This is a genomic window from Pseudomonas sp. AC463 (assembly GCF_979253585.1).
This window is the reverse complement of record NZ_CEEDDZ010000012.1, coordinates 124,709-148,100: the sequence shown is the minus strand read 5'-3', so window position 1 is coordinate 148,100 and position 23,392 is coordinate 124,709. Positions and strand designations below refer to the sequence as shown.

At 61.5% G+C, this 23,392-nt stretch carries 19 protein-coding genes; 15 read left to right on the top strand and 4 right to left on the bottom strand.

The features are described 5' to 3' along the window. Positions 1–11: 11 nt before the first annotated feature. Together AC0IYH_RS16925 and AC0IYH_RS16920 are read right to left on the bottom strand one after the other, a co-directional pair. Positions 12–902 carry an SDR family NAD(P)-dependent oxidoreductase gene (locus AC0IYH_RS16925; RefSeq protein WP_471835267.1) on the bottom strand — a complete coding sequence of 297 codons (891 nt, stop codon included), beginning with the start codon at positions 900–902 and terminating at the stop codon, positions 12–14. Next, complete coding sequence (locus AC0IYH_RS16920) at positions 899–2,428, bottom strand: flavin-containing monooxygenase (protein WP_471835265.1); 1,530 nt, start codon at positions 2,426–2,428, stop codon at positions 899–901. The genes AC0IYH_RS16925 and AC0IYH_RS16920 overlap by 4 nt, the downstream gene beginning before the upstream one ends. A 256-nt stretch (positions 2,429–2,684) precedes the next feature. Between AC0IYH_RS16920 and AC0IYH_RS16915 the strand changes: the two genes are divergently transcribed. The 5 genes from AC0IYH_RS16915 to AC0IYH_RS16895 all read left to right on the top strand — a co-directional run bounded on the left by AC0IYH_RS16915 (position 2,685) and on the right by AC0IYH_RS16895 (position 8,251). Beyond that, positions 2,685–3,683 carry an alpha/beta fold hydrolase gene (locus tag AC0IYH_RS16915; protein WP_471835263.1) on the top strand — a complete coding sequence of 333 codons (999 nt, stop codon included), beginning with the start codon at positions 2,685–2,687 and terminating at the stop codon, positions 3,681–3,683. Positions 3,684–3,989: 306 nt separating this feature from the next. Further along, on the top strand, positions 3,990–5,270 hold the full coding sequence (locus tag AC0IYH_RS16910; RefSeq protein WP_471835261.1) for an alkane 1-monooxygenase: 1,281 nt from the start codon (positions 3,990–3,992) through the stop codon (positions 5,268–5,270). 131 nt (positions 5,271–5,401) lie between these two features. Further along, positions 5,402–5,896, top strand: a complete 495-nt coding sequence (praA, locus tag AC0IYH_RS16905; protein ID WP_116628973.1) for an alkane oxidation protein activator PraA — start codon at positions 5,402–5,404, stop codon at positions 5,894–5,896. 134 nt (positions 5,897–6,030) lie between these two features. After that, positions 6,031–6,558: an alkane oxidation protein activator PraB gene (praB, locus tag AC0IYH_RS16900; RefSeq protein ID WP_116628974.1), complete on the top strand. Its 528-nt coding sequence runs from the start codon at positions 6,031–6,033 to the stop codon at positions 6,556–6,558. Positions 6,559–6,796: 238 nt separating this feature from the next. Continuing rightward, the gene (locus AC0IYH_RS16895) at positions 6,797–8,251 is read left to right on the top strand and encodes an outer membrane protein transport protein (protein ID WP_471835259.1); all 1,455 of its coding nucleotides are present in this window, start codon (positions 6,797–6,799) and stop codon (positions 8,249–8,251) included. 2 nt (positions 8,252–8,253) lie between these two features. Here the strand turns inward: AC0IYH_RS16895 and AC0IYH_RS16890 are convergent, their stop codons facing one another. Further along, entirely contained in the window at positions 8,254–8,493 is a 240-nt protein-coding gene (locus AC0IYH_RS16890; protein WP_471835257.1) for a hypothetical protein, read from the bottom strand. Positions 8,494–8,519: 26 nt separating this feature from the next. On the opposite strand from AC0IYH_RS16890, the gene AC0IYH_RS16885 reads away from it, so the two are divergent. The 5 genes from AC0IYH_RS16885 (at position 8,520) to AC0IYH_RS16865 (ending at position 16,450) form a co-directional block, all read left to right on the top strand. Continuing rightward, the gene (locus AC0IYH_RS16885; RefSeq protein ID WP_471835255.1) at positions 8,520–11,045 is read left to right on the top strand and encodes an acyl-CoA dehydrogenase; all 2,526 of its coding nucleotides are present in this window, start codon (positions 8,520–8,522) and stop codon (positions 11,043–11,045) included. Between the two features lie 136 nt (positions 11,046–11,181). After that, positions 11,182–12,525: a 3-oxoacyl-ACP reductase gene (locus AC0IYH_RS16880; RefSeq protein WP_122771950.1), complete on the top strand. Its 1,344-nt coding sequence runs from the start codon at positions 11,182–11,184 to the stop codon at positions 12,523–12,525. A 4-nt stretch (positions 12,526–12,529) separates the two neighbouring features. After that, positions 12,530–13,420, top strand: coding sequence for a MaoC/PaaZ C-terminal domain-containing protein (locus tag AC0IYH_RS16875; RefSeq protein ID WP_122771951.1), 891 nt, complete (start codon positions 12,530–12,532; stop codon positions 13,418–13,420). Continuing rightward, positions 13,417–14,715 (top strand): acetyl-CoA C-acetyltransferase, encoded by a 1,299-nt coding sequence (locus AC0IYH_RS16870; protein ID WP_471835253.1) that lies wholly within the window; start codon positions 13,417–13,419, stop codon positions 14,713–14,715. Before AC0IYH_RS16875 ends, AC0IYH_RS16870 begins: the two co-directional genes overlap by 4 nt. A gap of 31 nt (positions 14,716–14,746) precedes the next feature. Further along, positions 14,747–16,450: an AMP-binding protein gene (locus AC0IYH_RS16865; protein WP_471835251.1), complete on the top strand. Its 1,704-nt coding sequence runs from the start codon at positions 14,747–14,749 to the stop codon at positions 16,448–16,450. Between the two features lie 116 nt (positions 16,451–16,566). Here the strand turns inward: AC0IYH_RS16865 and AC0IYH_RS16860 are convergent, their stop codons facing one another. Next, positions 16,567–17,682, bottom strand: coding sequence for a Gfo/Idh/MocA family protein (locus AC0IYH_RS16860; protein WP_471835249.1), 1,116 nt, complete (start codon positions 17,680–17,682; stop codon positions 16,567–16,569). A 302-nt stretch (positions 17,683–17,984) separates the two neighbouring features. On the opposite strand from AC0IYH_RS16860, the gene AC0IYH_RS16855 reads away from it, so the two are divergent. From AC0IYH_RS16855 to AC0IYH_RS16835, 5 genes are all read left to right on the top strand, one after another. Next, on the top strand, positions 17,985–19,019 hold the full coding sequence (locus AC0IYH_RS16855; protein WP_471835353.1) for a WD40/YVTN/BNR-like repeat-containing protein: 1,035 nt from the start codon (positions 17,985–17,987) through the stop codon (positions 19,017–19,019). Positions 19,020–19,034: 15 nt separating this feature from the next. After that, positions 19,035–21,410: an efflux RND transporter permease subunit gene (locus AC0IYH_RS16850; protein ID WP_116628983.1), complete on the top strand. Its 2,376-nt coding sequence runs from the start codon at positions 19,035–19,037 to the stop codon at positions 21,408–21,410. A gap of 79 nt (positions 21,411–21,489) precedes the next feature. Then, a complete protein-coding gene (locus AC0IYH_RS16845) occupies positions 21,490–21,786 on the top strand; it encodes a DUF5629 family protein (protein WP_116628984.1) in 297 nt (98 codons plus the stop codon). Beyond that, on the top strand, positions 21,773–22,948 hold the full coding sequence (locus tag AC0IYH_RS16840) for a lactonase family protein (RefSeq protein ID WP_471835247.1): 1,176 nt from the start codon (positions 21,773–21,775) through the stop codon (positions 22,946–22,948). The genes AC0IYH_RS16845 and AC0IYH_RS16840 overlap by 14 nt, the downstream gene beginning before the upstream one ends. A 156-nt stretch (positions 22,949–23,104) precedes the next feature. Continuing rightward, a complete protein-coding gene (locus AC0IYH_RS16835) occupies positions 23,105–23,284 on the top strand; it encodes a hypothetical protein (RefSeq protein WP_145166200.1) in 180 nt (59 codons plus the stop codon). Positions 23,285–23,392: the final 108 nt, after the last annotated feature.

Here is a 23,392-nt window from a genome sequence, read left to right as displayed (position 1 = left end):
CGTGCTCCTGTTCAGAGGCGGGGCTCGTCGTTGGTTTCAAACACTGGCGTGCGCGGCTTGGGCGCCATGCGCTTGCTGGCGAACACCACCAGGGCCTGGTAGGCCGCCGGCAGGCAACGGGCGAGCAGGTCGAGAAAGTACGCATCGCGGCCGATCAGTACGCGGCGCTTGTTTTTGCGCACGCCGTGCAGGATCACTTTGGCGGCGTGGTCGGCGTCGGTGATGAAGAGCTTTTCGAAGTCGGCGCGGGCCTGTTGCTCGCTGTGGATCAGAAAGCCGGTCATGTTCGCGTCGATGCGGCTGCTGCGGCAGATATCGGTGCGGATGCCGCCCGGGTGCACGCAGGTGGCCGAGACGCCGCAGCGTTGCAGGTCGAGCTCTTGGCGCAGGGATTCGGTAAAGCCGCGCACGGCAAACTTGGTGGCGTTGTAGCCGCTCATGCCGGGCTGGGCAAACAGGCCAAACACGCTGGAGGTATTGACCACATGCCCGTCGCCGCTGGCTTTCAGATACGGCAGGAAGGCCTTGGTGCCATGCACCACGCCCCAGAAATTGATGCCGACGATCCATTCCAGGTCGGCGTAGTCCACGCCTTCGACGGTACTCGACAGGGCCACCCCGGCATTGTTGAACACCAGGTTGACCTGGCCATGTTCGGCCATGCAGCGCGCGGCCCAGTCTTCCATGGCCTGGCGGTCGGATACATCCAGTACCTGCGTGGTAACCAACACGGGCGACAAGGTCGAAGACTTGATCAGCGCCAGGGTCTGTTCCAGCCCCTGGCGGTTTTTATCCGCCAGCGCCAGGTGGCAACCTTCCCGCGCCAGGGCCAGCGCCAGGGCGCGGCCCATGCCGGAGGCGGCGCCGGTAATGGCCGCAACGCGACCGTTGAATGACTTCATGACAGGCTTCCTTCTGCGTTGGCGTGGGGGACCGGCGCCGCACGTGCGGGCGAGTCGATCGGCAGCAGGTTGGCGACATAGTCCTTGAGCGCAAACTGGCGGGTCACCTGCTTGAAGCGCCAGGTGGAACCGGGCCACAGGGTGGTGTTCTTGCCGGTGCGCGGGTCGAGGTACCAACTCTGACAGCCGCCGGTGTTCCAGATGGTGCGTTTGAGCTGTTCTTGCAGGCGTTGGTTGTAGGCGTTTTCCACGTCGGGTTTGACCTCGACGGCAGTGATGCGATGGCGCTGCATCTGCTTGAGCGCGTCGAGGATGTAGGTCACCTGCGCTTCGATCATCAGGATCATTGAGTTATGCCCCAGGCCGGTGTTGGGCCCCACGATCAGAAACAGGTTGGGATAACCCGGCACCGTGGTGCCCTTGTAGGCGTGGGCGCCGTCGTGCCATGTGTCCATCAGGTCCACGCCATTGCGCCCGATGATGCAGTCGCGGGGCAGGGGATCGGTGGCCTGGAAGCCGGTGCCGAAGATCAGGCAATCGGCCGGGTGCTTGATGCCGTCGGCGGTGATCACGCCGTCTGCTTCGATGCGCGCCACGGCGTCGGTCACCACCGCGACATTGCTGCGTGACAGCGCCGGGTAGTAGTCATTGGAAATCAGCACGCGCTTGCAGCCGATGGTGTAGTCCGGGGTCAGGGTCTTGCGCAGGGAAGGACGGGCCACTTGTTTGCGCAGGTGGCGCAGGGCGATTTTCTGCACCATTTTCATCAGCCGAGGGTGCAAGGCAAACCCGACGACGCGGCCTTCCAGCGCCCAGTAGAAGGCGCCGCGCACCAGGCGCTGGGTGAACGGCAGGTGTTTGAACAGCCAGCGTTCGGCCGGCGAAATCGCACGGTCGGGCTTGGGCATGATCCACGGCGGGGTGCGCTGGAACAGGTCCAGGTGCGCCACCTGCGGCGCAATCTGCGGCACGAACTGAATGGCACTGGCGCCGGTGCCGATCACCGCCACGCGCTTGCCCTTCAAGGAATAGTCATGGTCCCACTGCTGGGAATGAAAGCGCTTGCCCTTGAAACTCTCCAACCCCGGAATATCCGGCAGCGCCGGGCGCGACAGGCCGCCCATGCCCGACACCAGCACCCGCGCGCTCACCTGGCGGCCATCGCTGAAACTCAATTGCCAGCGTTGCTGCAGCTCATCAAACACCGCGCGCTGCAGGCCCATGCCGAAGCGCAGGTAGGGCGAAAGCGCATAGCGCGTTGCGCATTGCTCCAGGTACGCGCGGATTTCCGCTTGCGGCGCGAACTGCCGCGTCCAGTGCGGGTTGGGCGCAAAGGAAAACGAATACACGTGGGACTGCACATCGCAGGCGCAACCCGGGTAGTGGTTGTCGCGCCAGGTGCCGCCGAGGGTGTCGGCCTGCTCGGCGATGAAGAAGTCGCTGAACCCGGCCTCCTTGAGTTTGATGGCCATGCACAGGCCGGCAAAGCCTGAGCCGATGATGGCGATGTCGATTGAATCGGGCATCGAGTGTGCCTCCGGTTTTTGTTGTGTCTTTTAGATAGAACACCATTGCAAAGGAAAAATGAATTAATTATTTTAAAAAAGATTTTAAATAATCTACCTGAAAATATCGCCTACGCTAGTCAACGGTTCCTCATGTGCGACTTGTCCGACGGATAGCAGGGCATGCACGAAGTTTAGGTCCAGGGTTGGGCGATGTGCTGAGGCCTTGATCAATACCGGTCAGGCCGCCAGCGGCAGGGAAGCAGAGGACCGAGCTATGGCTGTTGAGTGGGTGATTGCTGCGGCGGTATTTATCGGCGTCAGCGCTGTGCTGTGGGGGTTCAGTCGCTGGATGACGCGGCGCATTGAAGCCAGGGTTCCCGGCAACGGGCGCTTCGTCGAGGTCAACGGCGAGCGCTTTCATTATGTAGACGAGGGCAAAGGCCCACCGCTGGTGATGATCCACGGGCTGATGGGCAGCAGTCGCAACCTGACCTATGCCTTGTCCGGGCAATTGCGTGAGCAGTTTCGGGTGATCACCCTTGACCGCCCGGGGTCGGGCTATTCCACGCGACATAAACGCACCGCGGCGGACCTGCCGGCCCAGGCGCGGCAAGTGGCGGCCTTCATCCACACCCTGGGCCTGGATAAACCGCTGGTGCTGGGGCATTCCCTTGGCGGGGCAATTGCGCTGGCACTGGCCCTCGACCATCCCGACGCCGTATCGGGCCTGGTGCTGGTGGCGCCGTTGACCCATCCCCAACCCACCTTGCCAGTGGTGTTCTGGTCGCTGGCGGTGCGACCGGCCTGGTTGCGCCGCTGGGTGGCTCACACACTCACGGTGCCCATCGGCCTGCTCACGCGCCGCGCGGTGGTCAAGGGCGTGTTCGCGCCGGACCCCGCCCCCGAGGATTTCGCCACCCGTGGCGGTGGGCTGCTGGGCATGCGGCCCGATAATTTCTACGCCGCCTCCAGTGAGATCGCCCTGGTCAACGATGACCTGCCGGGCATGGTCAAGCGCTATCCGCAACTGACCCTGCCCATCGGCCTGATCTATGGCGCGCAGGACCGGGTGCTGGACTTTCGCACGCACGGCCAGGCGCTGGCTGACAAGGTGCCAGGCCTGAAACTGCAGGTGGTGGAGGGGCGCGGGCATATGCTGCCGATCACCGCCACGGCGCGTGTGGTGGAGGCGGTGCAGCACCTGGCCAAGCGGGTGCGGCCTACGGAAACCGCCACGCTGCTGCACCCACCGTTTGCCCTGGCGAGCAAATAATCCTGGGCCCTATTGCGGGTTCGTACGTCCGAAATGCTTGCCCTAGAGACCTGACCAAACGGCTGAAAAAGAGACTGCTCGGTCACGGCAAAAAGGCCTCGAAAAAGTAGTTGACGACCTAACGATTCCGCGCTATTTATTTAAAAAAATATTTCAATATTTGTTTTGAAATGATTTTTGAAATGCCTAAGAGCGAATAAAAATGAAAACAACGCCTTTTATCGCATGGTTGAATTCCCGGAGCATTCAGCGCTCCCTGAACCTGTTTTTTGTGTCCCTGCCAAGCCGCCTCATCCGGAGGCTGCCATGAATCAGACCTTGGCAGCGCCAGGCGTATGGACCGACGGCAAGCGCCACCTGTGGTGGCTGGGCATCATGCCGCTGGCCACGCCGCTGTTGTCCGGCGCCCTGGCCATCAGCACCGGTATCCAGCAACTGTGGTGGGTCGGCGTACTGGTGATCTTCGGCCTGATCCCGCTGATCGACGGCCTGCTCGGGGAAGACGTGAGCAACCCACCCGAATCCGCCGTGAGCCACCTGGAATCGCAACGCTACTACCGCTGGATCGTTTACACCGGCGTGGTGTTGGTGATCTCCTCGGTGGTGATCACCGGCTGGCTGGCCGCCGGCGGTATCGACTGGATCATCCAGGGTGGCCTGGTGCAGGCGGCGGCGAACCTGGAGCCGTCGAGCTGGCTGTCCCACGCGGCCAGTTACATCACCGCCCGCACGCAATTGCACGGCGAGCCGAGCTGGTTTACCTACCTGGGCATGGCCATGTCCACCGGCGCCGCCACCGGCATTGCGATCAATACCGCCCATGAGTTGGGGCACAAGCCCAATGCATTCGAAGTGTTCCTCGCCAAGGTCACCCTGGCGCCGACCTTCTACGGGCACTTTTACACCGAACACAACCGTGGTCATCACGTGCGCGTTGCCACCCCGGAAGACCCGGCCAGCTCGCGCCTGGGCGAGAGCTTCTGGGCCTTTCTGCCGCGCTCGGTGTGGTTCAGCGCGCGCTCGGCCTGGAACCTGGAGCGCGAGCGTCTGCGCAAACTTGGCCTGCCGGCCTGGCACTGGCAGAACGGCGTGCTCAGTGCGTGGCTGTACAGCGTAGTGTTGTGGGGCGCGATGATTGCGTGGCTCGGGGCGGCGGTCATTCCATTCCTGATCGTCCAGGGCATCTATGGGTTCTCGCTGCTGGAAGTGGTGAACTATGTGGAGCACTACGGGCTTAAACGCCAGAAGTTGCCCAACGGACGTTATGAACGCTGTTCGCCACGGCATTCCTGGAACAGTAACCGGATTGTCACCAATATTTTTCTGTTCCAGTTGCAACGGCACTCCGATCACCATGCCAACCCCACGCGTAGTTATCAGTCGTTGCGCCACTTTGATGAATCGCCGCAACTTCCCTATGGCTACGCGAGCATGATTGTCTGGGCCTATGTACCTTACTTATGGCGCCGACGCATGGACCACAGAGTGTTGAACCACTACGCCGGGGATATCAGCCTGACCAATCTTCAACCTTCCCAGCGTTTAAAGTATTTGGAGAAGTACAGCAATAGCGCCAAACCATTCTGATCTGAAGTAACCCGTTATCGGTGTGCCGGGGCCTATGTGCTACGCGGACTGTTTCGCCCCGAATTTACTGAAAAAGTTGCAAGAAAGTTGTTTGACCCGAACAAAAATAATTAAAGGGAAGGACGTACACCATGCAAGCACCTGCCAAATTCACCAGCCATATCCTGTTGGCCGCACTGGGCCTGATCGCCTATCACCAGGCCCAGGCCGCCCGCATCGAGCCGGCCGGCAGCGCGTTTACCGCCCAAGGCCCGATCAGTTTTTCCAAAGGCGCACTGATCAGCGCCGACTGCACCATCAAGGTGGCCGGCAAAGTCGCGGCCGATGGCTCATCCGTGAATGTCGACACAGTTGAGTTCGACGGCGGCCTAAAGTGCAGCCGGGTCGAAGCCATCAATTTGCCGTGGGTATTAGTTGCCAAGGATACCAAGAGCGGCTCTATGTCGAAGATCAGCGTGGATGTTCATGCGTTTGGTTTAGGCGGCAAGTGCGGACCGTCCACCGCCGACGGCACGTGGGATAACGCCACCGGCAAGTTGGAAGCCGCGAATGTGCCAATTGGCGAAGACTGCAAGATCAAGACGGTGTCGATCAAGATGCCGCCCAACTTCAAAGTGGTTGAGTAATCGATAAATGTTAGTGCGGTAAATGCATTGAGATTTGGCTGGAAAGGGAAGTTCTGCTGTGTTTCACCGTGACCTCTCGTTCATGGCCATTACCCCCGGCGAAATGAATTCGCCATAACATGTGAGGAATAACAATGAAAAGTTTGAAAACCCTCGTATCGTTGTCTGCTTTGGCTGTTTGCATGGGCGCTGCTTCGATGGCGAATGCCGTGAGCATTTCTCCCAATGGCCCATTCACTACATCGGCCGGCACTATCGTTGTGCAGTCTCCCTCTTCCTTTGGTGCGGCGGTGACTTGCGGCATTACCTTCTCCGGTACCGTGGCAGGTGGGGTGGCGACTATTTCCTCCGCGTCGCTCACCGGTGGCGGGCTGTGCGGCTTGCCCACCTTGAAAAACATCCCGAGCCCAGGTTGGGTACTGACGGCCACTAGCCTGACAACGGGCACCGTATCCGGCGTCGGTTACACCATCGCGAAAAGCCTGTTGTTCCCAGCGACCGATTGCGGTGCCAACACCATTAACGGGACCTGGAATAACAGCACCAACTCACTGGCCATCGCCGGTCAGACCTTGACGGGCCACACCACCGGTTCCGGCAGTCAAAACTGCACCATTCAGACCCTGAACGTCACGGTGCCGGGTCTGACAATCGTTCCGTGAGGCAATAACTCCAGAAAGGGCTGATCACCCGTAATAAACACGCGCCTCACGTGAGGCGCTTGTTTAAGGCGGCAGGGTTGCAGGTTTCATAAGAAGGAAAAGGAAAACCGTGAAACCGCTGAAAACCCTCGTAGGCGCAAGTTTCCCCTTTTAGGCGATATCTGCAGGCCGAGATGAACCGAGCAGCAAGACGAACCGGCTGGGTCCGGCTCAGTGAGATAACAATAAGGAGTGCCGTATGAATAATAAGAAACAACAGGTACAGGTTCTGCTGGGGCTGGCATTGATGGGAGGGGTGATGGTTGCCGCGCCTGTACAGGCTGGTGGTTTTTCAACGCCCACCTACGGTGCCCCCGGTTGGGGCAGGGCATTTGCGGGGGGCTCATTGTTTAAGAACGACCCCAGTTCCGCTTACAACAACCCGGCGGCCATGGCGTTTGTAGACCGTAACGTTGCGCAATTTACCGTCGACTACGCGCGCATCAAAATCAAGTACAAGGGCGACGCCAACGATTATCAAGGTAACCCGATCACCAGTACTCCACTGGGGCCTGATGGCTTCCCGGATGGGACGGCGACTACCGTGAACAACAACGACGGTGGCGAAGGTGGTTTTACTGCCTGGCTGCCGACCGGCTTTATGGTGATGCCTATAGGCGACCGGTTTGCCTTTGGTTTGAGCCAGGTTGTGCCCCAAGGCATGCGATCCACGTGGGATCAAGATTCGAAACTGCGGGATTTTGCAGTGGATACCAAAATCGAGACCGTAGGTTTGACCGGGTCCTTGTCGTTCAAGGTCAACGACCAGTTTTCCATCGGTGGCGGCGTAATCGTGCAGCACAGCAAGGGCTTCGTCAGCCAGAATATCGACTTGTTGTCAGCGGCCGCGGTGTCTGATTCCGAGTTGGGAGGTATCACGTTCCCTTCGGATGTCGGCAGTGCACTGATGCGGGTCAAGGTCGATAACGTCTCGGCCGGCTGGTTTACCGGTATTGTCTGGAAGCCTACGGATAAAGACACACTGGGCTTGAACTATCACGCCAAAATCAAAAACAAGATGACCGGCAAGTACAACATTTATGCCGATCAATTTTCCTACAATCTCATGACACAACCCAACCCGTTCGGCGGCAGCGGTACGTTGGTGAGTACGGCGTATCCGGGGCTGGAACTGCATCCCGACGGTGCCCATGCCAGCGTTAACCTGGACATTCCGGCCACTGCAGGCCTGGATTGGGTGCACCAGTTCAATGAGCGTTTTACCCTGGGTGCAAGTATCGCCTGGACAGAGTGGTCGTCGTTTAAAGACCTGACGCTCAATTCCGGTGGTTCAACCATTGTCTCCATTCCCTACAACTACAAAAACACGTGGATGTACTCGCTGGGTGGTGATTTCCGCGCCACCGATGAACTGACGCTGCGTGCGGGTGTAGCCATTGACCAGACACCCACGCGCAATTCCACCCGTGACCCGCGGATTCCAGACGGCGACCGTACCTTTCTGTCACTGGGTGCCGGTTATGACGTCAAGGCCGTCAAGGGTTTGAGTCTTGACGTTGCCTACTCCCATCAGTTCGTTCAAGAGGTCAAGCTGAAAACCCAGAACGTCGATCGTCTTGGCGGGGCGAGCCTGAATGGCAAGGCCGAGTCGTCGGGCGATGTGGTCAGTCTGTCGGCCACTTACGCGTTCTGACGTTATACCGACGCTGATGGGGAAGGTATCAAGCGCATCTTGTTGCCTTCACCCATCCATCCACCTTCAGTTACGCGGTTAAAAGCGCCTTCGAATCTTTTGAACAGGCTGACCCCTTCAGCCCGGTATTTTTTCGCCAAAGCATTAAACAATAATTTCAAAACAAAATTTGAATTTGGCTTTCCAAGTTTGTAGTGTGGTTTTACATCGCAGGTTATTTCGACTTGCCAGGTACAGGCCACGCCCTGAATCGAGTAGAGGTATCCCCATGCTTATCTGGTTATTGGTGGGTTTCGCAGCTGCGATTGCCCTGGCGTATCGACAAGCCGCCGCGACCCTGTGGTTGGGCGCTGGCCTGATCTGGCTGGCGGCGGGTTACCTGTTCAACGTGGTCGAAGGTTTCGGCGCCACGGTTGCGGCTGTGCTGGTGGTATTGCCGGCGCTGTTGCTGACGATCAAACCCCTGCGCCGCAGTCTGTTGACCAGCAAGGCCCTGGGTCTGTTTCGCACGATCATGCCGGCCATGTCCGACACCGAGCGCGCCGCCATCGAGTCCGGCACCGTGTGGTGGGACGCCGAATTGTTCAGCGGCAAACCCGACTGGCAGCGCCTGCTGCAAGCCGCGCCGGCGAGCCTGAGCGCCGAGGAACAAGCCTTCCTCGACAACGAAGTGGAAACCTTGTGTGACATCGCCAATGACTGGGAAACCACCCAGGTCTGGCAGGACATGTCCCCCGAAGGCTGGCAGTACACCAAGGACGCCGGTTTTCTCGGCATGATCATTCCCAAGCAGTACGGCGGCAAAGGCTTCTCCCACTATGCGCACTCGCAAGTGGTGATGAAGCTATCGACCCGCTGCTCGGCGGCGGCGATTTCGGTGATGGTGCCCAACTCCCTCGGCCCGGCCGAGTTGCTGCTGCACTACGGCACCGACGCCCAGCGCAACTACTACCTGCCGCGCCTGGCGCGGGGCGAAGACATCCCGTGTTTTGCCCTGACCAGCCCGTACGCCGGCTCCGACGCCGGGGCGATTCCCGACCTGGGCATCGTTTGCAAAGGCACCCACGAAGGTGAGGAGGTGCTGGGTTTTCGTATGACCTGGGACAAGCGCTACATCACCCTCGGCCCCATCGCCACGGTGCTCGGCCTGGCGTTTCGCGCCGAAGACCCGCAGGGATTATTGGGCGCACCCGGCTCGTTGGGCATCACCTGCGCGCTGATCCCGACGGCCCATCCGGGGGTGAACAGCGGCCGTCGCCACTGGCCGCTCAACGCGGTGTTTCAGAACGGTCCTACCACCGGCAAGGATGTGTTCATACCGCTGGAATGGGTGATCGGCGGCCGCGAGCAAGTCGGTAACGGCTGGCGCATGTTGATGGAATGCCTGGCCGCTGGCCGCGCGATCTCCTTGCCATCAGCCAACGTCGGCCTGGGCAAGGTGGCGGTGCGCGGGACCACGGCCTACGCGGCGATGCGCAAACAGTTTGGCCTGCCCATCGGCAAGTTCGAAGGCGTGCAGGCGCCGCTGGCGCGCATGGCCGGGCATTTGTATGTCTGCGATGCGGTGCGCAAGGTGTCGGTCGCATCTCTGGATGCGGGGGAGAAACCCTCGGTGATCTCGGCCATCGCCAAGTACCACGTCACCGAGCGCGCGCGGATTATCGTCAACGACGGCATGGACATCGTCGCCGGCAAAGGCATCTGCATGGGGCCGAATAACTTCCTGGCCCGCGCCTACCAGCAAAGCCCCATCGCCATCACGGTGGAAGGCGCGAACATCATGACGCGCTGCCTGATCATCTACGGCCAGGGCCTGATCCGTTGCCATCCTTATGTGTTCCGCGAGATGGAAGCGGCGCGCAACCCCGACCGGCGCAAAGCCCTGGAAGCCTTCGACAGCGCCTTGTTCGGCCATCTGAGTTTTGTGCTGGCCAATACCGTACGCGCGGCGGTGCATGCGCTTACCGGCGGGCGGCTGCTTTCCGCTCCGGCCAAGACCGACCCGGCGCTCGCTTCCTACTATCGTCAGGCCAATCGGCTGTCGGTGGTGCTGGCGTTGATCTCGGACGTGTCCATGGGCGTGCTGGGCGGCGCGCTCAAGCGCAAGGAAAGTATCACCGGGCGCCTGGGGGATATTCTGTCGCAGCTGTACATTGTTTCCTGCGTGCTCAAGCGCTTCGAGGATGACGGCCGGCCCCAGGCCGACCTGCCATTGGTGCACTGGGCGGCGCAGGACGCGTTGCTGCGCGCCCATGAAGCGCTGGCCGAAGTGCTCGACAACTACCCCTCGAAAGCCGCGGCCGCGGTGGTGCGTGGCTTGAGTTTTCCGTTCGGCATCCCGCTGCGCAAACCCTCGGATCGCCTGCTGGCCCAGGTGGCCGACGTGGTGCAGACCCCGGGCGAAACCCGCGACCGCTTGCTGGCCAACTCCTACATCCCACGTCCGGAAATCGACAAGCTGGCCTATGGCGAATTGGGCTTCCGGCTGTTGCCGCAGGTGGAGCTGATTGACGCGCGGCTCAAGCCTGCAATCAAGCAAGGCTTGCTCGAACCCATGCCGATTTCCGCCACGGCCTTCAGCGCCTGGCGCGTCAAGGCGCGCGCGCTGGCGTTGATCAGCGAAGACGAAGAGGCCGTGCTGGCGCGTTATGTGGAATACGCCGACCACGGCATCCAGGTCGATGACTTCCCGCAGGACTTTGGTTTGCTCGAGGCGTTGCAGCAACGCCAACAGGCGTTGGAACCCAAGGCCAAACGCCGCACCAGCCAAGCAGAAAACACCCCGGTCAACTAGAACAAACTCGATTCAAATGTGGGAGGAGGCTTGCCCCCGATAACGGTACATCAGCCAACAGATATGTGACTGACCCACCGCTATCGGGGGCAAGCCCCCTCCCACACTGACCGTGTTCAGTGAGTGAATTTTTACTATGAGTGACAACTACCTCTCCTTCGTCAATTCCCCCTGGGGCCGACGCCTGGCCCAGGCCATCGGCCTGCCGCAACCCTTACCCCTGCAACGCCATCGCAGCGGCCAGGCGGGCCTGGCCAACCCGGTGATCATCGCCGGGGCAGGGCGCCTGGCGGCGTCGGTGCAACAGGTGTTCAGCGTCACCGACACCGTGGTCGCCACCCCGGCCACGCTTAAAGCGCCGTCCACGGTCAAGGTGCAGGGCGCGGTGTTCGATGCCAGCGAGGTAACCGGCCTGCAACAGCTGGATGAGCTGTACGAATTTTTCCACGCCAATGCCAAACGCCTCAGCCAACACGGCCGCGTGGTCGTGTTGGGTACCGCGCCCGAACACTGCGCGGACTTGCCCCAGGCCATCGCCCAGCGCGCCCTCGAAGGCCTGGTGCGCTCGCTGGCCAAGGAGCTGCGCCGCGCAATCACCGTGCAGTTGCTGTACGTGGCGCCCGGGGCCGAAGCCGCGCTGGACAGCAGCCTGCGTTTCTTCCTGTCGCGGCGTTCGGCCTACGTGTCCGGCCAAGTGGTGCGCCTGGAACAACCGGTGGACGGCCACGTCGCGGTCAATTGGGACAAACCTTTCGCCGGACGCCGCGCGCTGGTCACTGGCGCGTCCCGTGGCATCGGCCTGGCGATTGCCCAGGTGCTGGCCCGCGATGGCGCCCATGTGGTTTGCGTGGATGTGCCCCAGGCTCACGAATCCCTGCAACAGGCGGCCGCCAGCGTTGGCGGCTCCTCAATGCCGCTGGACATCACCGCGCCGGACGCCGCCTCACAGTTGCTGGCCCACGTCAGCCAATACGGCGCCTTCGACGTGGTGGTGCACAACGCCGGGATCACCCGCGACAAAACCATCGCCAAAATGGCCGAAGCCGCCTGGCGCAGCGTCATGGCGGTCAACCTCGAAGCGCCGCTGCAACTGAGCACTGCGCTGCTGGAGAATGGCGGCCTGAACCCCGGCGGGCGCATTGTCTGTGTGTCGTCGATTTCCGGCATCGCCGGCAACCTGGGGCAAAGCAACTACGCCACCTCCAAGGCCGGGGTGATCGGCCTGGTGCAAGGCCTGGCCAGCCGTGCGGCGGCGCAGCAGGTCACGGTAAACGCGGTGGCGCCGGGGTTTATCGAAACCCAGATGACCGCAAAAATCCCGCTGATGATCCGCGAAGCGGGGCGGCGCATGAACTCCATGAGCCAGGGCGGCCAGCCGGTCGACGTGGCCGAGACGATTGCCTGGCTGGCACACCCGGCGTCTGGCGCGGTTAACGGCCAAGTCGTACGCGTGTGCGGGCAAAGCCTGTTGGGAGCCTAAGCCGATGGACTACATCACGCAGATCATCGACCCGCCGCCCACCCGCACCCGGCTGCTGCTGGACGGCGTGCGCGCGCTGCGCAAACCCAAGTTCGAGGGCGCGCCGCTGCTGCCCAAGGAGCGCCTGGTGCGCTCGGCGGTGGAGTTGTCGGCTGCCGGCATCGCCGCCTATGGCCGTGCCTGCGGTTTTCGCCGCGAGCAGGGTGTGCCGCTGTCCTATCCCCATGTGCTGGCGTTCCCCTTGCACTTGATGCTGCTGACCCGGCCGAGCTTTCCGTACCCGGCCAGCGGCATGGTGCATTTGGCCAATCGCATTCGTCAGCACCAGCGCCTGCACGAAGGCCAGGCATTGCGCCTGGAGGTGTATTGCGAGCGCTGGGTCGCCCATCCCAAAGGCCAGGCGTTGAGCATCGCCACCCGTGCCTACAGTGCCGGCACGTTGGTGTGGGAAAGCGACAGCCTGTACCTGCGACGCGACGTGCAAGATCCCGTGGGCGAGCCGTGGGCAGACGCCTTGCCCTTGCAGGAAGACGGCCTGCTGCGCAGCCAGCGCTGGGTCTTGCCCGCTGACCTGGGCCGGCGCTTTGCCAAGGTATCGGGGGATTTCAACCCGATTCACACCTCAGTGATCGGCGCGAAAATCTTCGGCTTTCGCCGCGCCATCGCCCACGGCATGTGGACCCTCGGCCGCGCCCTGGCCGCCCAGCAACCGCCGGGTGGGTTGGCGCAGGCCGAAGCGCATTGCGACTTCAAGCTGCCGATCTTCCTGCCCGGCCAGGTCGCGCTGTGGAATCGCCCCGTGAGCGGCCCGCGCCGTGAGTTTGAGGTACGTAATTTTGCTGGCGACAAACCGCATATGCGCGGGTTGTTCATCTGGAATGAGAGCCTTAAATGAGTGACTACAGCTTCAACCCGGCCCCCACCCGCCGCGTAGCGATTATCGGCGGTAACCGCATCCCGTTTGCCCGCTCCAACACGGTCTACGCCCACGACAGCAACCAGGACCTGCTGGTGTCCGCGCTGCAAGGCCTGGTCGACCGCTACAACCTGCACGGCCAGCGCCTGGGCGAGTTCGCCGCCGGTGCAGTGATCAAGCATTCGCGGGATTTCAACCTGGCGCGCGAGTCGCTGCTATCCACCACGCTGTCCCCCGATACGCCGGCCTACGATGTGCAGCAAGCCTGCGGCACCGGCCTGGAAGCCGCCTTGCTGGTGGCGAATAAAATCGCCCTCGGCCAAATCGACGTGGGCATCGCCGGCGGCGCCGACACCACCTCGGACGCGCCCATCGGCATCAATGAATCCCTGCGCCACACCTTGCTCGCGGCCAACCGCGCCAAGGGCCTGGGCGATAAGTTGAAAACGTTGCTGAAGGTGCGCCCGGCAATGTTTTTCAAGCCATTGCTGCCGCGCAATGGCGAGCCGCGCACCGGGCTGTCCATGGGCGAGCACTGCGAAGCAATGGCCCAGCGCTGGCAGATCAAACGCCTGGCCCAGGATGAACTGACCCTCACCAGCCATCAGCGCCTGGATGCCGCGTATAAGCGCGGTTTTTTCGACGACCTGATCAGCCCCCATCGCGGCCTCGCGCGTGACAACAATCTGCGCGCCGATACCCGCCTGGAAAAACTCGCCGGCCTGGCCCCGGCCTACGACCGCCAGCACGGCACGCTCACGGCGGGCAATTCCACGCCGCTCACCGATGGCGCCTCGGTGGTGCTGCTGGCCAGCGAAGAATGGGCCGCGCAACACGGCTGGCCGGTGCTGGCGTACCTGCGCACCGGCGAGACGGCGGCGGTGAATTTTGTCGATGGCACCGAGGGCCTGCTGATGGCCCCGGCCTATGCCGTGCCGCGCATGCTCCAGCGCGAAGGGCTGAGCTTTGCCGATTTCGATTTTTTCGAGATCCATGAAGCCTTTGCCGCCCAGGTGCTGTGCACCCTCAAGGCCTGGGAAGACGCCGATTACTGCCGCGAACGGCTAGGCCTGGACGCGCCGCTGGGCAGCATCGACCGCGCCAAAATGAACGTCAACGGCGGCTCCCTGGGCTGCGGACACCCGTTTGCCGCCACGGGCGGCCGGCAGTTGGCGACGCTGGCCAAGACTATCCACGCCAACGGCGGCGGGCGCGGCCTGATCTCGATCTGCGCGGCCGGCGGGCTGGGCATCACTGCAATTGTCGAAAAGTAGCTCTATCAAAAACAACAACAAGGAGACTGCCATGAACGCTGTAAGCCAGGAACAAACCGAACGGATCTGGTTGGACGCTTACTTGCCCGGCGTACCGGCGGACATCGACGCGGCTATCGAGGACTACCCGTCGTTGCGCGAGGTGTTCCTGGAACACTTGGAGAAGTACCGCGAACGGGTCGCCTACGTGAGCATCGGCACCGAAATGACTTACGCCGACTGGCAGGTGCAGGGCCATGCGTTTGCCGCCTGGCTGCAGGGCCAGGGCGTGCAGCCGGGTGACCGTGTGGCGCTGATGATGCCCAACTGCCTGCAATACCCGATCTGCTTGCTGGGCACCATCCTGGCCGGGGCGGTGGTGGTCAACGTCAACCCGTTGTACACCGCCCATGAGCTGAAACATCTGCTCAAGGACAGCGGCGCCGAAACCGTGGTGATCTTCGAAAACTTCGCCCACACCCTGGAAAAAGTCGTGGCCGGCAGTAGCGTCAAGCGCGTGGTGGTGGCGGCCATTGGCGACTTGCTCGGTACCTTCAAGGGCGCGGCGATGAACTTCATCCTGCGTCGGGTGCAAAAGCAGGTGCCCCGTTTCAACCTGCGCGGTTCGGTACGCTTCAATCAGGTGCTCAAGCAGGGCAGGGCCCTCAACCATTTTCCGGTAAGCCTGCAGCTCGATGACCTGGCGTTCCTGCAATACACCGGCGGCACCACCGGGGATGCCAAGGGCGTGATGCTCAGCCACCGCAATATCATCGCCAACCTGCTGCAAGCCAAGGCCTGGGTCGGCGACCAACTGGACCAGAACAAGCAGGAAACCAACGTCACGCTGTTGCCGCTTTATCACATCTTTTCGCTGACCGTGAATTGCCTGATGTTCATGTGCCTGGGCGGGCGCAACATCCTGATTGCCAACCCACGGGACGTGAAGCGCGTGCAGATGATCCTGCGCAAGGAGCGTTTCAACGGCATCGCCGGGGTTAACACGCTGTTTAACGGTTTGCTGGAGAACAAGGAGTTCTGCGCGCGGGACTTTTCCGACCTGCGCATGGTGATCGCCGGCGGCATGGCCACGCACACGGCGGTGGCCAAACGCTGGAAGGAAGTCACCGGGCTGCCGATCATCGAAGGCTACGGCCTCACCGAGTGTTCGCCGGTGGTGAGCATCAGCCCCATCGACATTGCGCGCATGCGCGGGATGGAATTCACCGGCAGCATCGGCGTGCCGTTGCCGTCGACCTGGGTGCGGTTTATTCGCGAAGACGGCGAACTGGCCGAGATCGGCGAGCAGGGCGAGTTGCAAGTGCGCGGCCCGCAAGTGATGCAGGGCTACTGGCTGCGGCCCAAGGAAACCGCCGAGGTGCTGGATGCCGAGGGCTGGTTGTCGACCGGCGATATCGGCGTGATGGACGCGCGCGGTTACATCCGCCTGGTCGACCGCAAGAAGGACATGATCCTGGTGTCGGGTTTCAACGTGTACCCCAATGAAATTGAGGATGTGGTGGCGTTGCACCCCGGCGTGGGGGAAGTGGCGGCGATTGGCGTGGAAGACGCGGTGACCGGCGAGAAGGTCAAGATCATTGTGGTACGCAAGGACCCGAGCCTGACCCAGGAGCAGATCCTGGCGCACTGCCGGGAGTATTTGACCGGGTACAAAATGCCCAAGTATGTGGAGTTCCGAACCACAGAGTTGCCTAAAACCACTGTAGGCAAAGTGCTGCGCCGGGCCCTGCGCTGATCTCACAACCAATGGAGATGCAAATGTGGGAGGGGGCTTGCCCCCGATAGCAGTGTGTCAGTCACTGAATGTGTATCTGACACTCAGCCATCGGGGGCAAGCCCCCTCCCACATTTTTAAACCGTGTCGACTTTGACCCAGCGCTCTTCAGCCGCCGCCACGCGAATCGCTGTCGCCAACCGCTCCACCGCCCACGCCGCTTCAAAATCGGTGCCCTCCGCGCCCTGGCCAGCCACCGCCATGATCAACTCCTGCACCTCCAGCGTCTTCAATTCGTTGTAACCCAGCTGGTGCCCCGCCGCCGGGCTGAACGCGGCATAGCCGGGCAGGGCGGGGCCGGCCAGCAGGCGCTGGAAACCATCCTGGCCCACACGGCACAGGCGCAGTTCGTTGAGGCGTTCCTGGTCGAACGCGAGCGTGCCTTTAGTGCCGCTGATCTCGAAACTCAGGTGGTTCTTGTAGCCATGCTTGAGCCAGCTGCTGCTCACCGTGCCGCGTGCGCCGTTGGCGAAGCGCAGCAGGGCATGCACCTGGTCATCCACCGCGATGCCTTTCAACTCGCTGCTGCCCTTCAAAGCCGGGCGCTGGCCGTGGACGGTCTGCGTATCGGCACACACGCTGACCACCTCGCCGACCAGGTAATGCGCCATCGACAGCAAGTGGCTGCCCAGGTCCGCCAACGCGCCGCCGGCATGTTCCACTTGGCAACGCCAGGACCACGGTGACGCCGGGTCGGCCATGAAATCTTCGCTGAACTCGCCCTGGAAGCTGATGATCTCGCCAAGGTCACCGTTGGCGATCATCTGCCGCGCCAGGCCAATCATCGGGTTGTGCTGGTAGTTGTAGCCGACCCGCGTGACCACCCCGGCGCTGCTGGCGGCGCGGCGCATGGCGTCGGCCTGTTCGAGGCTCACGGCCAGGGGCTTTTCGCAGTACACCGCCTTGCCGGCGGCAATCGCGGCCATGGCCATGGGGTAGTGCAGATGGTTCGGCGTGGTGATGGCCACCACGTCCACCGCCGGGTCGTTGATCAACGCTTGCCAGTCGCCGTGGGCCTGGGCAAAGCCCCAGGCCTTGGCACAGCGATGGGCGCGTTCGGTGTCGGCATCGGCCAGGGCGGCCAGCTTGAGGGTTACCGGCAGTTCGAATACCGCCCGGGCATTGTTGAACGCCAGGGCGTGGGCGCGGCCCATGAAACCTGTGCCGATCAAACCGATTCCGAGTTCACGCATAGCCGTGGTCCTTTGCATTATTGTTTTCAGGAAGGCTATTAATGGAATAAAAATTCTCATATTTCAAGAGATGGAATAAAAATTCATTAATCAGCCTGGGTAATGCCGCTATATTCAGGCCATGCCCAAACGCCGTCAGTTAACAAAAGATAACGTAGCGCCGATTGTCAGACGATTCGAAAGCCCGATAGGATGGCCCCTGCTTCCTTCAGGCGCTCTAGATTGCAGGTTTCAAGGCCCTGGAAGGCGAGACGACCTAACAAAAAATAATAAATGGGAGAAGGTCTATGAGTGAGCCTGTCATGGGTAGGGTTGTTTGCCGCCCACGCGCCGCACGCAAGGTTGCGTTGCTGGCCGCAGCGCTCTCGCTGTTTGGATTCGGCTTGAACGCCGCCCAGGCCGCCGGCGATACCACTGGCGCTGCAGTGTTTGCGATTGAATCCCCCAAGGCCGCCAAAGGCCTGATGATCGATGTGGTGCACGCCGGCAAGCGCCTGGTGGCGGTCGGTGACCGCGGGCACATCCTCTATTCCGATGACCAGGGCAGCACCTGGACCCAGGCCAAAGTACCGACCCGGCAACTGCTCACTGCAGTTTTTTTCGTCGATGACAAGCAAGGTTGGGCGGTCGGCCATGATGCGCAGATCCTCGCCAGCACCGACGGCGGCGCCACGTGGACCCAGCAATACCAGGACCTCAAGCGCGAAGCGCCGTTGCTCGACGTGTGGTTCAACGACGCCAACCACGGCTTGGCCGTGGGTGCCTACGGTGCGCTGATCGAAACCACCGATGGCGGCAACACCTGGGAAGATGTCAGCGACCGCCTCGACAACGAAGACCAGTTCCACCTCAACGCCATTGCCCACATCAAGGACGCCGGCCTGTTCATCGTCGGCGAGCAGGGCAGCATGTTCCGCTCCAGCGACGACGGCCAGACCTGGGAAAAACTCGAAGGCCCCTACGAGGGCTCGCTGTTTGGCGTGATCAGCACCGCACAACCTCAGACGCTGTTGGCCTACGGCCTGCGCGGCAACCTCTACCGTTCCACGGATTTCGGCAGCACCTGGGAACAGGTCGAATTGAACGCGGCGCGTGGGGCGCTGGAGTTTGGTTTGTCAGGCGCAACCTTGCTGGACGACGGTTCCATCGTGGTGGTCGGCAACGGCGGCAGCGTGGTGGTCAGCCACGACGACGGCCAGACCTTCAGCGTGTTCAACCGCCCGGACCGTATTTCACTCTCGGCGGTCACGTCGGCAGGTAATGGCAACTTGATTCTGGCCGGGCAGGGGGGTGTTCGCGTCGCGGCACCCACCGGCGCTGAACCGACAAAACAATAAGAAGGCGGGGACAGAATGAGCAGTCATCACAACGATAAAGCGACCTTTCTTGAGCGCCTGATCTTCAACAACCGCCCGGCAGTCATCGTGATCTGCCTGCTGGTGAGCATTTTCCTGTTCTGGCAGGCGACGTTGATTCGCCCGTCCACCAGCTTCGAAAAGATGATCCCCCTCAAGCACCCCTTCATCGAAAAGATGATGGAGCACCGCAACGACCTGGCCAACCTGGGCAACACCGTGCGCATCTCGGTGGAAGCCAAGGACGGTGACATCTTCACGAAGGAGTACATGGAGACCCTGCGCCAGATCAACGACGAGGTGTTCTACATCTCCGGCGTCGACCGCTCCGGCCTCAAGTCGCTGTGGAGCCCCAGCGTGCGCTGGACCGAAGTGACCGAGGAAGGCTTTGCCGGCGGTGAAGTGATCCCGCAGAGCTACAACGGCTCCCAGGACAGCCTCGACCTGCTGCGCAACAACGTGCTCAAGTCCGGCCAGGTCGGGCGTTTGGTGGCCAACGACTTCAAGTCGAGCATTGTCGATATTCCGCTGCTGGAGTCCTACCCGGACCCGCAGGACCAGGGCAAGCTGCTGGCCCTGGACTACCGCAAGTTCTCCCACGAGCTTGAAGACAAGATCCGCGACAAGTTCGAAGCGCAGAACCCCAACGTCAAGATCCATATCGTCGGCTTCGCCAAGAAGGTCGGCGACCTGATCGACGGCCTGGTGATGGTGGTGCTGTTCTTTGGCGTCGCGTTCGTGATCACCCTGATTCTGCTGCTGTGGTTCACCAACTGCCTGCGCAGTACCGTCGCGGTGTTGAGCACCACCCTGGTGGCGGTGGTCTGGCAACTCGGGCTGATGCACTTCTTCGGGTTCGGCCTGGACCCGTATTCGATGCTGGTGCCGTTCCTGATCTTCGCCATCGGCATTTCCCATGGCGTGCAGAAGATCAACGGTATCGCCCTGCAATCCAGTGAGGCCGACAATGCGCTGACCGCAGCGCGACGCACCTTCCGCCAGCTGTTCCTGCCGGGGATGATCGCGATCCTCGCCGACGCGGTGGGCTTTATCACCCTGTTGATCATCGACATCGGCGTGATCCGCGAGTTGGCCATCGGCGCCTCGATCGGCGTGGCGGTGATCGTGTTCACCAACCTCATTCTTCTGCCGGTGGCGATTTCCTACGTCGGCATCAGCAAACGCGCAATCGCCAAGAGCAAGAAGGACGCCAACCGCGAGCATTCGTTCTGGCGCCTGCTGTCGAATTTCGCCAGTGCCAAAGTCGCCCCGGTCTCGATCCTGCTGGCCTTGGTGGCCTTTGGTGGCGGCCTCTGGTACAGCCAGAACCTCAAGATCGGTGACCTCGACCAGGGCGCGCCGGAACTGCGCCCGGACTCGCGCTACAACAAAGACAACAACTTCATCATCAGCAACTACTCCACCAGCTCCGACGTGCTGGTGGTGATGGTCAAGACCAAGGCCGAAGGCTGCTCGCGCTACGAAGCCATGGCGCCCATCGACCAGTTGATGTGGAAGATGCAGAACACCGAGGGCGTGCAGTCGGCGATCTCGCTGGTGACCGTGTCCAAGCAGATGATCAAGGGCATGAACGAGGGCAACCTGAAATGGGAAACCCTGTCGCGCAACCCGGACGTGCTCAACAACTCCATCGCCCGCGCCGATGGCCTCTACAACAACAATTGCTCGCTGGCGCCGGTGCTGGTGTTCCTCAACGACCACAAGGCCGAAACCCTCGACCGCGCGGTGCATGCGGTGCAGGACTTCGCCAAGGAGAACAACAAGGACGGCCTGGAGTTCATCCTCGCCGCCGGTAACGCCGGGATCGAGGCGGCCACCAACGAAGTGATCAAGGAGTCCGAGCTGACCATCCTGATCCTGGTTTACCTGTGCGTGGCCACCATGTGCATGATCACCTTCCGCTCGTGGGCGGCGACCCTGTGCATCGTGCTGCCGCTGGTGCTGACCTCGGTGCTGGGCAACGCGCTGATGGCGTTCATGGGCATCGGCGTCAAGGTCGCGACCCTGCCGGTGGTGGCGCTGGGCGTGGGGATCGGCGTGGACTACGGCATCTACATCTACAGCCGCCTGGAAAGTTTCCTGCGTGCCGGCCTGCCGCTGCAAGAGGCGTACTACCAGACGCTCAAGTCCACCGGCAAGGCCGTGCTGTTCACCGGCCTGTGCCTGGCGATTGGCGTGTGCACCTGGATTTTCTCGGCGATCAAGTTCCAGGCCGACATGGGCCTGATGCTCACCTTCATGCTGCTGTGGAACATGTTCGGTGCGCTGTGGCTGCTGCCGGCGCTGGCGCGGTTCCTGATCAAACCCGAGAAACTCGCGGGGCAGAAGGGCAACTCGTTGTTCGCGCACTGACCGCTATAGACCATCGCCGCAAGGCACGGCGGGGGAATTGACCTATCATGTGTCTTTTCCCCCGCAGTGACTTCACATCATGACCGACGCACACCCCAACCTGAGCACCGCCTTGCAAGACAGCGACATGCTGATCATCAACGGGCTGCACGCCTTCGACTTCACGTTCGATCAGCAATTGGTGATCGAAAGCATGGACGGGCGGGAACTCAAGCGTTGGACATTCAGTCCAGAACAATTGAATGCCGCAACCTTTGATGCCAGCTTGCAAAGCTGGCTGCTGAGCAACGCCGACGGTGAACACCGCCTGGTCTGCTTGAGCGCGATCAAGGGCGACAACAATAACGACGAGGATGAAGCGGATGATCATGCGTAAATTCTGGCCCCTGCTGATGGCCGGCAGTGTCGGCGCGATGTCGGTGCAAGCGGCGCCAGCCGATACCTATGAACTGCTGGTCGGCAGCTACACCGCCGGCACCAGCGAGGGTATTTACCGCCTGCAATTCGACAGCCGTACCGGGCAGTTCAGTGGCAAGCCTATGCTGGCGGCCAAGGCGGCGAACCCGTCGTGGCTCACGGTCTCCAAAGACCAGAAGCATCTGTATGTGGTGAACGAAAACGGCCCGGGGCAAAAAGACCCGGTCGGCCGCGTGAGCAGCTACAGCATTGACCCCAAGAGCCATCAGCTGACCCTGATCAACCAGGTGCAGAGCCTGGGCAATGAGCCGACCCATTCCAGCGTGGCCGCTGACGGGCGTTACCTGTTTGTCGCCAACTATTCGGTACTCGAAGACCCGGGCGGCAGCCTGGCGATTTTGCCGGTGGATGCCACTGGCAAGCTGTCGACGCCGGTGCAGTTGAGCGGCCACCCGGCCAGCCGCGTCAACCCTGAGCGCCAGGCCTCCAACCATGTGCACTCGGTGGTGTCGTCGCCGGATGGCAAGTACGTGTTTGTGCAGGACCTGGGCGCCGACAAGGTGTTTGCCTACCATTACGACCCCAAGGCCAACCACGAACTGCCGTTGACCCCGGCCGATCCGGCGTCTGTGCAATTGCCGCCGGGCAGTGGCCCGCGTCACCTGCTGTTCAGCGCCGATGGCAAACATGCGTGGCTGACCACCGAGATGAGCGCCCAGGTCGCGGTGTTCGATTACAACGATGGCAAGCTCACCCAAACCCAGCTGGTGGACTTTGCTGCCGGGCAACCCGTGTCCGACAAGGCCGGTGCTGCGCTGCATGCCTCCAGCGATGGCAAGTTCCTCTACGTGAGCAACCGTGGCACGGCCAACCAGATGCTGGTGTTCAGCATCGACCCGGCCACCGCGCACCTCAAGGAACTGCAGCGTCGCTCGGTGGAAGGCGACCACCCGCGGGAATTCAGCCTCGACCCGAGTGGCAAGTTCCTGCTGATCGCCAACCAGAAGAGCAACGAAATTGTGGTGGTCGAACGCGACCCCAAGACCGGCCTGCTGGGTAAAACCGTGCAGAAATTGCCGATCGATGCCCCCAGCGACCTCAAGTTCCTGGTGCGTCAATAAGCCACAGGCCCCGCAGTGCGGGGCCTGACCTGGTGTATTAATTGTATTAATAGCGGCTACTGTTTCAAAGCATTTCTAAGGTTCAGCCCTCGGGCGTAAGTTTGGTTCCAAGGCCTTCCCCGGCCACTCAACCAAACGAACACAAGGGTTACCGACATGAACTTGAATCTCTTCTCCATCATCGCCGCTTCCGCTGTTTCCGCCACTGTTGCCTTGCCTGCTGCCGCCAGCGTTGAAGTCAGCGGTAAAAAATCCAGCACCAGTGCCTACACCCAGAAATACCTGCAACAAAGCGCTAACTTCTACGCTGCCCTGGACCACAAAACCCAGCACTGAGCGTCACTTAACCCCCGCACTTAAACGCCAAACCACTGAAACGAAGCGTGATTCGTTGCAGTGGTTTGGCGTTTGTGCGTCTGGAGGAAATAAAGAAGTGTAATGTCA